The sequence below is a fragment of the Oribacterium sinus genome (assembly GCF_963553175.1).
GTDB lineage: Bacteria > Bacillota > Clostridia > Lachnospirales > Lachnospiraceae > Oribacterium > Oribacterium sinus_B.
On the sequence record NZ_CAUVME010000007.1, the window covers coordinates 34,301 to 50,239 of the forward strand.

Below are 15,939 nucleotides of genomic sequence, written 5' to 3' on the forward strand. Positions count from 1 at the left end.
TTAGGAAAGAGCCTTCTTTCTTTCCAGAACCTGCTCAAGCATCTGTCTATACTTCATAGCCTTTTCTTCCTCCTCCTGCACCTTTTCCTTCGGTGCCTTGGACAGGAAGCGCTCATTCTTTAACATTCCCTCTGCACGTTGAATTTCTTTCTTCAGCCTCTCCTCTTCCTTCTCCAAACGTTCTCTTTCCTGATCCAAATCCACCAGATCAGAGAAAGGAAGGAAAATGTTGGCCTTCGGTATCAAGACAGAAACAGCATTTTCAGGAATACCTGTTCTGTCTTGCTGTATTATAACATCCTGTGCATAAGCAAGGGTAGCAAAGAATACCTTACTATGTGTAAACGTTTTTCTTAACCCCTCGTCCTCGCTTACGATGTAAACCGTAGCCTTTTTGGATGGGGGAACATTCATTTCCGTACGAATATTTCGGATGGCGCGAACCGCTTCCTTGATGGTCTCTCCCTCTTTTTCCGCTTCGGAAAAATCCAGTTCTTCCGCAAAAACCGGCCAATCCGACAGCATCAGCATCTTCTCTTCTCCCGGGAATAAAGACTTCTCCGTATCGTAAATCTCTTCCGTAATAAAGGGGCAGAAGGGGTGCAACAAACTTAAGGAAGTTTTCAAAACCTTTAAAAGAGTCCAAAGGGCAAGGGTCTTACTCTCTCCGCCCTCACTGTAAAGTCTGGGCTTCACCATCTCGATATACCAGTCACAGAACTCTTCCCAGATAAAGTTTTGAATCTTATCCAGGGCGATTCCCAGGTCAAAGGACTCTAAGTTTCTGCTTACCTCGGAAACGGTGTGGTTACACTTGGAAAGAATCCACTGATCCGCAAGAGCCAGATTCTTGGGAAGCACGGAAAGCACCTCTTCCAGGCTTGCTTCCTTCTTTCCTACCAAAGAGAGAAGGGCCTCTTTCTCCTCTTCCTTTACATTCATAAAGAGGAAACGGGAAGCATTCCAAACCTTATTCATAAAGTTTCTGCTGGCTTCCACACGGCTATGATAGAAACGCATATCATTTCCGGGAGCATTTCCGGTAAGAAGCGTCATTCTCAAGGCATCTGCCCCGTAAGTACCGATGATTTCCAAAGGATCGATTCCGTTTCCCAAGGACTTACTCATCTTTCTTCCCTGATCGTCTCGCACCAGACCGTGGATCAGTACCTTCTTAAAAGGTGTCTTTCCGGTCTGCTCAATTCCGGAGAATACCATTCTGACTACCCAGAAGAAAATGATGTCATAGCCGGTAACCAGCACATCCGTAGGATAGAAATACTTGTAATCCTCCGTCTCCTCCGGCCAGCCCAAAGTCTCAAAGGGCCAAAGGGCACTGGAGAACCAGGTATCCAGGGTATCCTCATCCTGACGAAGGGCGGTACTCTTACACTTTGGACAACATTCCGGCTTTTCCAGGGATACGATCAACTCCCCGCAGTCCTCACAATAGTATGCGGGAATACGGTGTCCCCACCAAAGCTGACGGGAAATACACCAATCCTTGATATTTTCCAGCCAATGCAGGTAGGTCTTTCCATAGTTTTCCGGAACAAATTCCAAATCCCCCTTGTTCAGTGCTTCGATAGCAGGCTTTGCCAGCTCTTCCATCTTCACAAACCACTGGGGCTTCACCATAGGCTCAACGGTGGTTCCGCAACGATCATGCACACCTACATTGTGACTGTGGGGCACTACCTTCTTTAACAGTCCCTGCTTCTCTAAATCCTCCACCATCTTCTTTCTGGCTTCATAACGATCCATGCCGTTATAGGGGGAGCCTTCACAGAGAATCTTGGCATCATCCGTTAAGATGTTTAAAAGCTCTAAGCCGTGTCTTTCTCCTACAAGGAAGTCGTTGGGATCATGGGCAGGAGTAATCTTTACACAACCGGTTCCGAATTCCTTATCCACATAGGCATCCGCAATCACCGGAATCACTCTGTCCGTCAAAGGAAGATGCAGCTGTTTTCCTACGATATCCTTATATCTTTCATCCTCCGGGTTTACAGCCACAGCCATATCCCCTAAGAGCGTTTCCGGTCTAGTGGTAGCAATCTCCACAAAACGGCCTTCCTCTCCCACTACCGGGTAAAGGATGTGCCAGAAGGAGCCTTCCTGCTCCTCATGCAAAACCTCCGCATCGGAAATGGAGGTATTACAAACAGGACACCAGTTAATCATCCTGGAGCCGCGGTAAATCAAGCCCTTCTTATACAGGCGGACAAAGGTCTCCAGCACCGCATGAGAGCAACCCTCGTCCATGGTAAAACGGAGACGATCCCAGTCTGCGGAGGAGCCCATCTTATGGAGCTGGTTCACAATACGATCCTCGTATTCTTCCTTCCACTTCCAGGCCTCCTTTAAGAAGCCTTCTCTTCCCAGCTCCCACTTATCAATGCCCATATCCTTCAGCTTATTGATAACCTTTACCTCGGTGGCAATGGCTGCATGGTCCGTTCCCGGCTGCCACAAGGCCTCAAAGCCCTGCATTCTCTTAAAACGAATCAGAGTATCCTGTAAAGCATTGTCCAGGGCGTGTCCCATGTGCAGCTGCCCGGTAACATTGGGAGGCGGCATCATAATGGTAAAGGGCTTCTTATTAGGATTTACCTTTGCGGCGAAGGCATTTCCCTTCAGCCACTTTTCATAGATACGGTCCTCTACCTCTTCCGGATTGTATTGTTTTGCAAGTTCTTTCATTTTCCCCTCCTGTAACTAGGCTCTACCACGTATTTCTTCTTTCCAGGCTTCCAGCTTTTTCTCCGCTTCTTGGAAAAATGCCTCTTCTCCCTCGTTATAGGCATTCTTCAGCTCCAAAATTCCTTCCGCCTGATCCGCTTCTTCCAACGCCTCTTCCCACTCTGCCTGCCATTCCTTGACCAGGTCTTCCTCTACTCCCTGCCAAAGCTCCTTATGCCTATCCTTCGGAAAGGTAATCTGAGACAGGAAATACAGTCTTCGTAAAGCGGCCTTATCCTGATTTTTTTTATATAATTTGGCAAAGGCATCTCCTGCTCTTTGAAACTGCTTTAGATAAAGGTAGGACTCTGCAATCTTACGAAGCCTTCTGCCATTTTCCTCCAAATGATATGCGTCCTGATAGGCATCCAAGGCCTTTCTATATTTCTTCAAGGAAAAGAAGCTGTCTCCCATCCTTTCCTTCCGTTCCGGCTCGGACAAAGCCTGAATCCTTCTAAGCTCTAAGGAAAAATCCTCCAGCTCTCTCTCCGTAAAATAGGAGCACTCCCGAAGCAGACGGAAAAGCAAACGCTCCTCCCGCTCCCCCATGTCCTTTAATTGCTTCAGCTTTTCGGAAAGCATGGGGCGGTTTAAGCCGGTACTGACCCATTCCAATAGACGATGATCCACAAAGTGCTCCGGAATCAGGAGGGGATACTTTCCCACCGCATAGCAAAGCTCCTCCAAGGAATAGATGGAAATATCCAATCGCTCATAATAATAGGGAAATGTAGCTTCTTTTTGACATAAAATCACTGCCATACTTTACTCCTTTCCCAAACTGATTCGCTCTTCAATCACCATTCCGGAGGCAGGGTGCAAGTCTCCCAAGCCCTTGTCCTCCACCCGAATCAAAATGGTGGAAGCATCTACAAATCGACTCTTTAAAGAGAGCTTCGTGCAACGTTCCTCTCTCTTCGGAAAGCCTTCCAGCAACATCCGAAGCTGCCTTCCCTTGCTTCCCACGAAGGGCTGCACTGTAAAATCAATATAATCCTGCCGGTCCGGTAGGAGCAAAAGCTCCTCTTCCTTTTCCAGCCAGGCATCTCCAGCCTTTGCCAGATAATAGGGAAATTCCCTTTCCTTCTGACTTACCCGGAGGGAAACATCATAAGCCACCCTGGTTTCGCAAAGGAGAAGATACTCCTCCTCTTCTCCTCTTCCCAAAAGCTTGGCATATTCCAAAGCCCCGATGGCAAAAAGGAAGGATTCCACGCAAACTCTTCTTCCCTTTAAAAGCTTCTTCATAAAGCCCGGAGCAAATTCCGTACTTTCAAAGCCCTTTCCGGACAAAAAGAAGGCACTGTAGACCTTCCCTCTGGTAATTTTATCGCTAAGCCCGGAAAGAATCTGGTCTGCCATCCGCTTACCCCGGGGCTTTTCCATAATGTCGAAGGAAATGGCCTCCGGCTGGGCTTCCCCGGCGGAAATGGCATACTTCTTCGCCCCCTTGGACACCTGCATTTCATAGTAGTGAAGCACCTGGTTGGAAAATTCAAACATGCCCACCAGGCGGTTATAGAGGGTTTTATCCTGCCGTAAAAGGTAGTGGGCAAAGGCCTCGGTGTGGCTGATGCACTGCACCGAATACTCCTCCCCGAAAAGCTTTTCCAGAAGCTCCTTTAATCTTTTGAAGAGCTCCGGCTCTCCCTCCCGAAGGGTAAGGATTAACGTATCCTTTCCCTCTTCCTCCGGAAGCTCCTTCCCCTCAATTCTTTTCTCCCCCTCCGTCAAAAGGGAACGAAGGAAGATAGACAGAAGCTCCTCCGCCCCATAGCACTGTCCTTCTATGGTGGCACTGCCCTTTTTCTTAAACAGGGACAAAAGCTTGTCCACCAATACTACTCCTCCGGTGAGATTCTTCTTGTACGCTTCCTCACCGATAGAAAACTGCGTCCCTCGCTTCTCTCTACAAAGAAGAGTAGGAAAGCGATATGTATATTCTTCCTGATATAGGGAAATGTCGGTATAATCATCCCCTAAACTAATGCCAATGCTTTTCACAAATACCTCTTTCTCTTACTCCTCCAGTAATTTCGATAAAGCAATTTCCTTCTTGCCGTACTCTTCCATCATTTCCAGTAAAGGCTCTGCCTGCTTCTCCGTCATCAGTTCACACATCCGACAAAGCTTGGTATAGGCATCCTCTCCGGCATAGGATTTCTCGGAGTCCTCCTTCTTCAGGGTGGACTGATACAATAGCGTGTCCTCTTTCCCCAAAGTAAAGCGATATTCCATGCTTTCTCCCGGGAAAAGCAGGAAGGAAGCGGTGTAAATGCCGTGATAGCACTCCTGTAATTCCTCTCTGTGGAACTCTTCTTCTCCCTGATTTCTTATAGACAGGAAAGGCTTTTCCTCTTCTCTTCCGTGATACTCCAAGACGGATTTTTCTAAAATTTCATTGGGCAGGGAAACAAATTTTCCCAGCTCCTTGGTATAGCTGAAAATCAAAGATTTTTCCAAAAGAATCGGCAGAAAGGCGGAAAGCTCCTCCAGCTCTTCCTCCTTAAGCTCCTTTCTCTTGGAGAAAGAAAGACTCAATGCCAAAAGATAAAGCACCGGCACCCTTTCCTTATGGCTTTCTCCCCGGACTTCTTCAAAAATCTGCTGCATAATCCATTCTTTTTCCGGCTTCTGTCCCAGGAAGACAGAGGCGGAATAGGCAGTGAAAAAGGCACGAAGAAGTAAAGGATCCGCCCCCCCGTAACGGGTATAGAGAGCAAAAATCTCTTCGCTTTCCTTCCGTTTTTCCGTGAAAAGACTCTGGGCCAAAAGCCGCTCTCCCATGTTTAAGAAGGAGGAAGAAGGAATCTTCGCCTTCTGCTGCTTCCTTTGGTCTGCTGCCCGCATCATTTGCAGCATCTCTTCCGTGGTGCCATTATATTCCTCCAAAAGGAAATGAAGAATACTGTCCTTTTCCAGCTTGGAAAGAAAGGCCTTTTCCGAAAGATACAAAAGCATCTCCCTTTCCTCTTCTCCGTAGACCTTCTCTCCCCGGGTCTCAGAAAGAGCTCCCTCTAAAAATGCTTCCAATGCTCGCTTATCCAGGGAAAGGTAGGGATAGGCAATGAGATATTCCAAAGCCTTGTCATAATCCCCCCGATAAATCAGGGCACTAAGCACATCCTCCTTCTCTTCCTTCTTTAAAGCCCCAAAGGGAAGGGCATGGAGAAAGTCCAGATTCTCCTTCGGGAACTCTACTCCCTCCGCCTTCTTATGATAGGAAAGAATCAGATGCAAAATCTTCATCCGAAAATACAGGGTAAAATCCTCATAGGAAAAAGCCTTTTCCATGAGTTCCAGGTCCTTACTGTCGGAAATTCCCTTTTCCACCAGGCTAAGAGTCTTCCGAATCAGGAAAATGCCCTTGTCCTCAGAGAGGCTTTGGCATTTCTTCTCCAATTCCGCCTCTTCCATCAGTCTGGTCTTTCTGTGGGGTACCCGACTGTAACGGTTTCCTAAGGCATCCTGGAAAAGCAGAATCATATTGGGAAGGGGCATGGGCACTGTACAAAATCCCCCCTTCACCGGGAAGGAACATTCCCTGCGCAAAGCAGGGTGAGTCAGTACCAGACGCTCAATACTCTGATCCTCCACCTCCACCAGATAGCTGTTTAAAATCTTCGGAAGGAACTCCGCCATCCTTTCATCAATCATTTCCGGTAGAATCAGCTTGCTATACAACAAAGCCAGCTCCTCATTGACTTCCCCCCGCAAAAGACAGGCAATAGCATAGTCCTGCATCGGCCTTGCAAAGTGGGAGAAAATCTCGGAACCTTCCTGGAAATTCTTCAAAATATTATAATAAAGAGGAAGCTTAATTCCCTCTTCTAAACGATATTCATAGGAGAAGTAAAGATATACCCCCTTGGGTAATTCTTCTGAATAGCCCATAGGCATAGCATAGAGAAGGTTCTCATATAGTTTTGTAATCTTAACATTCTCCTCTACACCCTTTTTATAAAGGGCAAAGGCGCTAAGACTCCAATCTCCTCTGTGGATGCACTCCGTAATCTTTTCTTCCAGGCTTGCATCCTCCGGAAAGTGGAGAACCTCTTCCCTTTCCTCCCGTCTTTGGTAGGGAAGCACCTCCCGCCTCATAGCATTCTTCGGGCGATGAGAGAAATAGGTCAAAAACTCCTCTAAAGCAAGGGTTCTGTCCCCGCAGGACTTTAAAAGCTCATAGAGTCTGAGGGCGGTAATATCCTGAAAAATCGGGGCTTCCAAAAAATCGCTGTAATCAAAGATTCTGCCGCAAGCCTTTCTGTCCTCCTCCGCCATGTGTTGCAAATGAGAAAAGTCCTTAATCTCATGGATTTGCTTTGCAGAGGGCTGTTTTTCCACCACAAAGGAATAGGGAATCCGTTTCTCTCCCCCATTGTAGACAAAGCAAAGCTCCCCTTTGATTTCTTCTTCATCCCCCAGGTTCTTCGTATCAATGGTAAAGCTTACCTTGGTACGTACACCTCCAAAGGCGGATTTATGCAGGGTTAGATAGGGTCCCTTGGCATAGACCAGGCCACGCATGGCGACTCCGTTTACCGACTGCAAAAAGATTTCAAATGTTCGACTTTCCCGATAAGGAATTACAGCCATAATCTGCTCAACAGAAAAATGCAGGGAAGGGATTCCTTCCTCGATAATTCCTCTGGCTAACTTATTGATTTTTTCTCTCATAGCAAACTCTCCATAGGGCTTTATTTTAGCACAGGAAGCCCTTTCGAGAAAGACAGAATTTTCCATTAACGCTTCCTTCTATTGCAACTAGGCTTACAATTCTGTTAAACTAATTCCAATCTTTGCTTTTTTCTCTTTCAGGCTCAGGCTTTTCTTTTCGGAAAGGCAATTTCCTTAGAGCAGTATAGCGTATTTCTTAGAAAAAAGCGCATTTTGCAAAGATTTATATTCTGAACAAGACGGAAACTCCCAAAAAACAGAAACTCCCATTTTTATGGGATAAAGAAAGGAATTTATGGCTACAGAAGCATTGACCCAATACAAACTGATGATTCTTTACTTACTCCATTCCGTAAAATACCCCCTAAGCAACAGTCGGCTTAGCGGATTTTTTTTAGAAAATGAATATACCACCTATTTCACTTTACAGCAATGCATCAATGATTTGGAGGAGGCTTCTCTCATTTCCGCAGAGCACAGCCAAAGCACCACCCGCTACGAAATCACGGAAGAGGGCAAGCAGACATTAAATTTCTTTTCCCAGGATATCCCGGAGCTGGTGCGGGAGGACATGGACCTCTTTCTTTCCAAAAACAAAAGCCGCCTGCAAAGTGAGGCGGCCCTATATTCCGATTATTCGGAGACAGACACAAAGGAGTACCTTGTGCAGCTGGAAATTCGGGAAAATCGCACCCTACTCTGTAGAGTGGAGCTTACGGTTCCCGATGAAGAAAGCGCCAAGGCTCTCTGCTTAAAATGGGAGGCCAAGCACCAAAAGGTCTATACCTACCTTTTACAGGAATTTTTAGGGGAAGACTAGCTTTTAAGCCTGTCCTTCCTTCTTATCCTTTAAAAGCTTTTCCACACTCACCAGCTTTACACAGAGGGTGAAAAGCTCGGAGGCAATACGCAGATCCTCCAATGGTGGGTAAGTCGGAGCAATACGGATATTGCTGTCATTGGGATCCTTCTTATAGGGGAAGGCGGAACCCGCGGGAGTCAGCTTTACGCCGGCCTTCTTACACTTATCCACTACAGCCTTTGCACAGCCGGGAAGGGTTTCGAAGCTGATGAAATATCCCCCCTTCGGCTTAGTCCATTCTCCCACGCCGGTTCCTGCAAGGTTCTTCTCGAAAATATCCTCTACCATCTCAAACTTGGGACGAAGAATATTGGCATGCTTCTGCATGTGCTTCACCATACCGTGAATATCCTGGAAGAAACGAACATGACGAAGCTGATTCACCTTATCGTGTCCGATGGTCTGGTACTGTACCTGCTTCTTAATATCTTCCAGATTGTTCAAGCTGGTTGCCATGGAAGCAATACCGGAGCCCGGGAAGGAAATCTTGGAGGTGGAGGCGAACTTATACACCAAATCCGGGTGACCTGCTCTCTTACACTCCGCCAGAATCTCAATCAAATAATCCTGCTCATGGTCATAAAGGTGATGCATACCATAGGCATTGTCCCAGTAGATACGGAAGTCTCTGGCTGCCGGCTTCAGGCGGGCAAAACGGCGTACCGTCTCATCGGAATAGCTATAGCCCTGAGGATTGGAGTACTTCGGCACACACCAGATTCCCTTAATCGCCTCATCGGAAGCTACCAGCTCTTCCACCATATCCATATCCGGGCCCTGCTCTGTCATGGGTACCGGAATCATTTTAATCCCAAAGTACTCGGTAATCGCAAAGTGACGGTCATAGCCCGGAACAGGGCAAAGCCACTTTACCTCATCCAGTTTACACCAGGGTGTACTTCCCATAACACCGTGGGTCATGGAACGGGAAATGGAGTCATACATCACATTCAAAGAAGAGTTTCCGAAAATAAGGATATGATCCGGATGATTTTCCATCATGTCGGAAAGAAGCTCCTTGGCCTCTGCGATTCCATCCAATACTCCGTAATTTCGAACATCCACACCTTCGCTGGAATACATATCCGCATTGCTGTCCAGAGCATCCATCATATCATTGCTCAAATCCAGCTGCTCTCTACAGGGCTTTCCTCTACTCATATCCAGGTTCATATCCATGGTCTGGTAGCGCCTGTATTCGTCCTTTAATTCCGCTCTTAAGGCTTCCAACTCCTCTACGGATAATTCCTCGTATCTTGCCATATTTGCACCTCTTTCTCCTACTTGCTTTCCCGTTTTTTTCTTCGCCATCTGCTACTCTCCTTTGGGCATAAGTATACGAGAAAAAAGTATACTATCCTTTTCCTGTCCTAGCAAGAAATTTTCCATGTCTACGACTTTGATTTCCACATGTACTGTTTCAATTTCCATTCTACTGCTTCAAATCCAATAGCCAGTCTCTTGCATTCAGAATCTTTATGCCGTCTATATCCCTTGGAGGATCATCATCCAGTGTAAGGAGCACCTTGGGATAGTCGTCCTGAAGCATTTGCAATGGTCTTAATTCTCTATTCAATGTAGCTTCTTCTCTTACCGTCAAAGCCACCTGATAATAATGATTGCCGTCCTGATTTTGTGCGACAAAATCCACCTCAAAACTATCCACCTTTCCCACATACACATCATAGGATCTGCGAAGCAATTCCAGATAAATAATATTTTCCAGTATATGGCCTGCATCCATAGCTTGTTTGCCAAGAAGCATATATCGAAGTCCAATATCTACCGCATAGTATTTATCCAAGGTCTTAAGGTACTGTTTCCCTTTGATATCAAAGCGTTTAGCCTGATAAATGACGTAAGATTCCTTCAAAGCCGTAAGATATTTTTCTATCGTTTTAGAATCAATCTTTCGACCGTCGGAAGTCATGGTATCCGCTATTTTTTTGGTGGAGAAGGGATTCCCGATATTGTCAAAAATAAACTTCAAAACACTTTGAAGCATCATGGAATCCGTCACCTGTTTCCGATTCATGATATCTTTAATGACTATCGTATTGTAGATACTTTCCAAGTAATCTCTGATGATATTGGGTTCGGAATCCAATGCTAAAGCATAGGGAAAGGAACTGCTTAACAAGTAATCGGTATATTTTCTTGCTCTATCTTCATAGCCCCCCTTTGCCAGACAATATTCCTTAAAGGACAAAGGAAGCATCTCTATTTGAATATATCTTCCTGAAATTAAGGTGGCTATCTCAGCAGAAAGCATATAGGCATTGGAGCCGGTCACATACAAATCTATATCCAGGTTTAACTGTAGACTATCCAATACTTTAGGAAACTTATCTACATTTTGAATTTCATCCAGAAAAATATAAGTCTTGCTGTTTTTCTTTAAATTCTCTTTAATATATTTATGAAGACTTCTATAATTATTCAAGTCCTCATACTCCAGGTCCTCAAAGTTAATAAAAATAATTTGGGATTGATCAATCCCTTGCTCTAACAGCCAATCTTGGAACTGGAGCAGTAGCGTTGATTTTCCGCATCTTCTTATTCCGGTCACAATCTTGATAATGTGTTTATCCTTGAGAGCCTTTAGCTTATTCAGATATTCTTCTCTTATAATCACCCCGGCACCTCCCTTCCCGTTGAGAATAGCATCCTTTCTATAGAAAGTAAAGTTTTTGGATTTAATTCCAAAAACTATTTATTTTGTGATAGTTTTTGGAATGCATTCCTAAAAGTTTTTTGGTTCTAATATTTTTTTGAATCTACTCCATAAATAATTGAGTTTTGACTACGGATTTTTGACACTAAAAAAGGAGCTATAAAATAATCAAGTTTTACATAGACTCTATGCAAGATAGAAAACTTCTCCGATTATTCTCCAGCTCCTTTTGAAATAGTGTGCTTTTCTTAATTGCTTCCTTCTGTTGTCTCTGTAGTCTCCGTTGTTTCCTGCTTTTCCGTAATTCCCGCTTTTTCTTTCAATAACGGATTCTTCTCCAAGGCTTCCATACGGTTTTTCAGAAAGCTAAGCTCCCTTTTCGCATCCTCATCTCCCGGATAACGGGTACAGTATTGCTGAAAGGCTTCATAAGCTTCCTGCCATTTGGCGGTCTTCTCCAGATATACCGCCCCGTCAAAAAGATATTCCCTATCTTCTTCCAGCCCCTTTTCTTTGATTTCTGAAAGGAGCTTCTCCGCATCCTCCAGCTTATTGTCATTCAAAGCAGTTCCCAGCTCCTGAATCAGCTTTTTTCCGGCAATTCTCTCTTCCAGCAGGGGCAAATCTTTTTTCGCCAAGGTCTTGTAACTTTGCAGGCTTTCCTCCGCATCGGAAATATTCCCCAATTGAATTTCCGCCTCAATCTTATAAGCGAGAATATCCATTTGCAAAGCGGAGACCTGCCCGTTACTTTTCTCCAAGGCCAGATTAAAGTTTTCCAATGCCGTCTTTCCGTCTCCCCGTTCCAGAGCTTCGATTCCCAGAAGACGATATTCCTTCGCCTTATTCTTACAGGCAAAAAGGCTTAAAGAGAGAAGGAGAAAGAGTAGCAGAAAAGAGCTTAAGCTTTTTCCTTTTTTGTTCTTCCTTTTTTGCATTTTCCCCTCCTATTATGCCTTCCCGGTGGTGCCAAAACCCCCACGGTCTTCGTTATCCAGATGATCCACCTCAATAAAATGCACCTCCGGCTGGTGAGGCATCAAGCGGAACTGTCCGATTCGATCATTGATATGAATTTCCGTATCTCGCATGGCTAAGATAGGCATATGGATAATGTCATTGTCACCGCAGAAGGATTCATCCACCACTCCCATGGCATTGGTTTGCAAAATCCCGAAGTTCTTATAGGCCGAGCTTCTGGGAACAATCAGCATTTCATAGCCCTTGGGAATTTCCACGGAAATACCCATACTGATTAGGCGGTATTCTCCCTGCTTCATACTGACATTTTCCGCTACCCGTAAATCAATCCAGTCACTTTTTCCGTCAATGTAGCGAAGCTTTTCCAGCTCCTTTACATGATATTTGATTTTTAACTTAGCCTCCACTTGCATTTCTCCTTTCTCCAGGAATTTCTTTGCACTCCCTTTTCTTCTCTATAACAGTTTCTTAACGGCTTTCTACGGCAGGTTCCCCTTGCAGGGAGAAGGTTTAAGTCTTTCGATTCTTCTTCGAGTTCCGGCTCCCGAATCTCTTCTAAGTCCTCTTCTGGCTCCGGTTCCACATCAGTCTCTGATTTATCTTCGGTTTCCGAGTTCTCGAATACTTCGTTGTCTTCTTCCAGCTCTACTTCCTTCTCCGCCTCTAATTCCATAAGATAAGCTTCGATAAAGCTTTCTTCCTCTTGCAAAAGGTCCCTGCCTACTGTTCCGGGTCCAATGCCTTCGCGTCCTCCTGCCCTTCTGTACTTTCTTCCGCTTCTTCTTCCACTGTTTCTTCCGCTGTTTCTTCCGCTTCTTCCGCTTCTTCCGCTTCTTCCGCTTCTTCCGCTTCTACCTCCGCCTCATCCGCAGCTTCTTCCAATTCTTTTTCTTCTTCGCTTTCCGCAGAAAATTCCGGCTCCGGAGTTTCTTCCTCTACAGTGTCTTCCAGCTCCGGAGTCTCTTCCTCTACAGTGTCTTCCGGCTCCGGAGTCTCTTCCTCTACAGCGTCTTCCGGCTCTGTACTTTCTTCCGCCTCATCCGTAACTTCTTCCGGTTCTTCGTCCGGCTCTTCTTTTTGATCTTCCAACCGCTCTTCTTTAGCTTCTTCTACCTTCTCCGGCTCTAAGCCAAGGCTGTCCTTAAGTTCCTCCGTTACTTCCTCTTCCAAAAGCTTCTCCAGATCCTTGGGAAGACTGGGAAGGGAAGCTAGAGAATCTACACCGAAACGAGTCAGGAACTCCTCGGTGGTGCCGAAGAGCACAGGTCTTCCCGGAGCGTCCAAACGGCCCACTTCTTCAATCAAGCCGAATTCCACCAAACGATTTACCGCATGGTCGGACTTTACCCCACGAATCCGCTCCACCTCTGCCTTTGTAACCGGCTGGCAGTAGGCGATAATGGAAAGGGTTTCCAAATGCACATCGGAAAGCACCGGTTTCCTACTCTGCTTAACCACTCGAATCAAAGCATCATAGGTTTTGGGATGACTGACCATCTGATATTTTCCCTCCAGCTTTCGGATCAAAAGCCCTCCCTGTCGCTCCTCATATTTCTTCCGTAAACGCTCTGCCGCAAGCTCTGCTCCATCCACACCCATGTGCAGACAAATTGCCATTTCTTCCAGACTCACGGTTCTTCCCAAAGAAAACAAAAGAGCTTCCAGTAAATCTTCCTCTTCCTGCAAGCTTAGGGCATCTTCTCTTTCTATTTCTTCCTGCAAGCTAAGAACCGGGGCCTTATCCCTAGAGCCTTCGGCTTTTTCTTCCACCGAATTCCTATCCTGTAAGGCTTCGGCAGCTTCCCCTGCCAAAGTTTTTTCCAACTCTTCTTTCAAAGAGTACTGTTCGTTTTCCTCCACCTGCCTTACTCCCTTCTAAAAGCTATTTAAGATAAATTCTTTTCTATATTTAATTCACTGACGAGACCTTCCATGCATAGCTTGCGCAGCGCTTTATTAATCAAAATCTTCCACCAGCGTCAGATCCATTTCTTCCTGTTCCGCTTCTTTATTAACGGTAATATCCAGGTCTCCAAAGGCATTTTCCTGCTTAAGAGTAATCTTCCCCATTTTCATCAGCTCCAAAATGGCCAAGAAGCTCACCACCGTCTCCGTCTTTCCCTGCTTTTTCTTTAGCATTTGTCGGAAGGAAAATCGACCGTGGCTCTTCGCATAAGCCAGAATATCCTGCATTTTCCCCTGCAAGCTTATCTTTTCCCGCTTAATCTTTCCAAAGTTTGCCCGAAGCTGGTCCTTTCTAGCTTCCTTCCGCCTTAAAATCTCCTTCATGGTCTCCCGAAGGCGAAGAATATCCAAGCCCTTCAACAGATCCTCCAGGTCCAAAGGCGGCTTGTACTTTTCCACTTCCTTCGGAATACTGGGTTCCTTTTCAATGATATTGGGGGCAGTTTCTTCCTTGGTTCGTAGCATTCCGCTGATTCTTTTATATTTTTTATATTCTAAAAGTCTCTGTACCAGCTCTTCTCTGGGGTCTACTTCCTCCCCTTCCTCTTCCTCCTTCTTGGGCAGTAACATTCTGGCCTTCATTTCCAGAAGCGTCACTGCCATCAGCAGGAAGGCGGAAACGATTTCCAGATCCTCTTCCTCCAGCGCCTTCATATATTCCAGATACTGCTCTGTGATTTCCGAAATTGGAATATCATAGATATCGATTTTATTTTTTTCAATAAGGTGGAGCAATAAGTCCAGCGGCCCCTCAAAGGCATCCAGCTTATAAAAAATCACCTTTTCTTCCATCATTTTCTCCTTACGCTTCTCCCATAGGAAGAATGTCAAAGCAAGCCAGCTCCGGGAAGTTTGCCAAGCGCACATTAATGCTGTGGGTCCCCAGTCCCCTTCCGGTAAAATGCCATTGTTCCCCTACTTTTCGTAAGCCTCTTGGGTTTTTCACGAAAAACTTATACTGGGGGGTCATCAAAGCAAAGCCCGGGAAGCCGATAGCTCCTCCATGAAAATGTCCGGACAGCACCAAGTCCACCGGCAAAGCCTCCATTTCCGCTTGATAAAAGGGGCTGTGCATTAAGGCAATACGAAAAATGTTTTTTGGCCGATTCTCCCCGGTAGCTTCTATAGCCTTTTCCCAATTTTTCTTATCCTCTTCCCCTAAGGGTTTTTTCTTCTTCCAAAGTAGAGGCCGATAATAGGATAAATCCAAGGACAAACCGCTAAGCTCTAAGTCCTGCTCTAAGCGCAGGGAACGATTTTCTAAGAGCTCCACCTTTTCCAAAGCCTTCCGAAAGGCCTGCTGCTTTCCCTGAAAATCCTCTTTACTAAACAACTTTTCCTCATGGTTTCCAAAGGCATAGTAAAGAGGATATTTTTCTGCTAAAGCATACAGCAAACGGCAGGAATTTTCCACCTCATCTCTCTCCGCCGTTTTTTCTCCGGAATAGCTTATAGGAAAATCTCCCCCAATGAAAATCCATCGAGGCTTTAATTCCTCGATTTTTTTCAGTAAAAGGGCATTATCCTTTCCAAAGCTCTTGTCATGGAGGTCTGTCAGGAAGAGAAAACGATAGGCTTTATTTACTTTGTCAGTAGAAATCCTATACCTCTCCACTCTGAGTTGATTTCTTTCCCAGTGAGAATAGATAAGCAGGAGTATGGGGAGAATTAAGAGGAAAAGAAAAGTCATTTTGTCTATTCCTTTCTATACGAATCTGCATAGTAATGTTAAAATTATACAAGATAGAAGAATTCTTTATATTTTGTCTTCCTTTTCTCATTCTAAAAGGAGTATATGTGATTAGTTATGCCCCATTTTGGCGACTGATTGAACGAGAACAAGTGAGCCAATATCGTCTTATTCAAGACCACAAAGTTTCTGCCGCACTGCTGCATCGTTTGAAGAAAAACCTACCGGTCTCTACAGAAACCATACGACAGCTTTGCCTTTTGTTTTCCTGTACTGTTTCAGATATTATGGAAGTACGTCCTTAGAGACCGGGCATAGTCATATATGGTATTTTATCATAGGGAAAAG

14 protein-coding genes are annotated in these 15,939 nt (G+C 45.3%); 2 read left to right on the plus strand and 12 right to left on the minus strand.

Annotated features, from left to right (window positions below):
• The 4 genes from RYO92_RS03200 to RYO92_RS03215 are packed head-to-tail and all read right to left on the minus strand — an operon-like array spanning position 1 to position 7,419.
• Entirely contained in the window at positions 1 to 2,703 is a 2,703-nt protein-coding gene (locus RYO92_RS03200) for a valine--tRNA ligase (protein WP_315369469.1), read from the minus strand.
• A gap of 15 nt (positions 2,704 to 2,718) precedes the next feature.
• Positions 2,719 to 3,504 (minus strand): tetratricopeptide repeat protein, encoded by a 786-nt coding sequence (locus RYO92_RS03205; protein ID WP_315369470.1) that lies wholly within the window; start codon positions 3,502 to 3,504, stop codon positions 2,719 to 2,721.
• Positions 3,505 to 3,507: 3 nt separating this feature from the next.
• The gene (locus tag RYO92_RS03210; protein ID WP_315369471.1) at positions 3,508 to 4,746 is read right to left on the minus strand and encodes a DUF5716 family protein; all 1,239 of its coding nucleotides are present in this window, start codon (positions 4,744 to 4,746) and stop codon (positions 3,508 to 3,510) included.
• Positions 4,747 to 4,761: 15 nt separating this feature from the next.
• Entirely contained in the window at positions 4,762 to 7,419 is a 2,658-nt protein-coding gene (locus RYO92_RS03215; protein ID WP_315369472.1) for a DUF5717 family protein, read from the minus strand.
• Between the two features lie 295 nt (positions 7,420 to 7,714).
• Between RYO92_RS03215 and RYO92_RS03220 the strand changes: the two genes are divergently transcribed.
• Positions 7,715 to 8,239 (plus strand): DUF4364 family protein, encoded by a 525-nt coding sequence (locus RYO92_RS03220; protein ID WP_308579423.1) that lies wholly within the window; start codon positions 7,715 to 7,717, stop codon positions 8,237 to 8,239.
• A gap of 3 nt (positions 8,240 to 8,242) precedes the next feature.
• Here the strand turns inward: RYO92_RS03220 and RYO92_RS03225 are convergent, their stop codons facing one another.
• The 8 genes from RYO92_RS03225 to RYO92_RS03260 form a co-directional block, all read right to left on the minus strand.
• Complete coding sequence (locus RYO92_RS03225; RefSeq protein WP_308579434.1) at positions 8,243 to 9,544, minus strand: aminotransferase; 1,302 nt, start codon at positions 9,542 to 9,544, stop codon at positions 8,243 to 8,245.
• Positions 9,545 to 9,713: 169 nt separating this feature from the next.
• Complete coding sequence (locus RYO92_RS03230) at positions 9,714 to 10,916, minus strand: ATP-binding protein (protein WP_315369473.1); 1,203 nt, start codon at positions 10,914 to 10,916, stop codon at positions 9,714 to 9,716.
• 287 nt (positions 10,917 to 11,203) lie between these two features.
• Positions 11,204 to 11,893 carry a hypothetical protein gene (locus tag RYO92_RS03235; protein WP_007157863.1) on the minus strand — a complete coding sequence of 230 codons (690 nt, stop codon included), beginning with the start codon at positions 11,891 to 11,893 and terminating at the stop codon, positions 11,204 to 11,206.
• A gap of 12 nt (positions 11,894 to 11,905) precedes the next feature.
• Positions 11,906 to 12,343, minus strand: coding sequence for a dUTP diphosphatase (locus RYO92_RS03240; protein WP_040649546.1), 438 nt, complete (start codon positions 12,341 to 12,343; stop codon positions 11,906 to 11,908).
• Entirely contained in the window at positions 12,328 to 12,645 is a 318-nt protein-coding gene (locus RYO92_RS03245; RefSeq protein WP_308579426.1) for a hypothetical protein, read from the minus strand. Before RYO92_RS03245 ends, RYO92_RS03240 begins: the two co-directional genes overlap by 16 nt.
• Before the next feature lie 11 nt (positions 12,646 to 12,656).
• Positions 12,657 to 13,796, minus strand: a complete 1,140-nt coding sequence (scpB, locus tag RYO92_RS03250; RefSeq protein WP_315365158.1) for an SMC-Scp complex subunit ScpB — start codon at positions 13,794 to 13,796, stop codon at positions 12,657 to 12,659.
• A 96-nt stretch (positions 13,797 to 13,892) separates the two neighbouring features.
• Positions 13,893 to 14,696: a segregation and condensation protein A gene (locus RYO92_RS03255; RefSeq protein WP_007157867.1), complete on the minus strand. Its 804-nt coding sequence runs from the start codon at positions 14,694 to 14,696 to the stop codon at positions 13,893 to 13,895.
• A gap of 7 nt (positions 14,697 to 14,703) precedes the next feature.
• Positions 14,704 to 15,591, minus strand: a complete 888-nt coding sequence (locus RYO92_RS03260) for a metallophosphoesterase (protein WP_315369474.1) — start codon at positions 15,589 to 15,591, stop codon at positions 14,704 to 14,706.
• A 107-nt stretch (positions 15,592 to 15,698) separates the two neighbouring features.
• On the opposite strand from RYO92_RS03260, the gene RYO92_RS03265 reads away from it, so the two are divergent.
• Positions 15,699 to 15,896 (plus strand): helix-turn-helix domain-containing protein, encoded by a 198-nt coding sequence (locus tag RYO92_RS03265; protein ID WP_183683130.1) that lies wholly within the window; start codon positions 15,699 to 15,701, stop codon positions 15,894 to 15,896.
• Positions 15,897 to 15,939 lie beyond the last annotated feature (43 nt).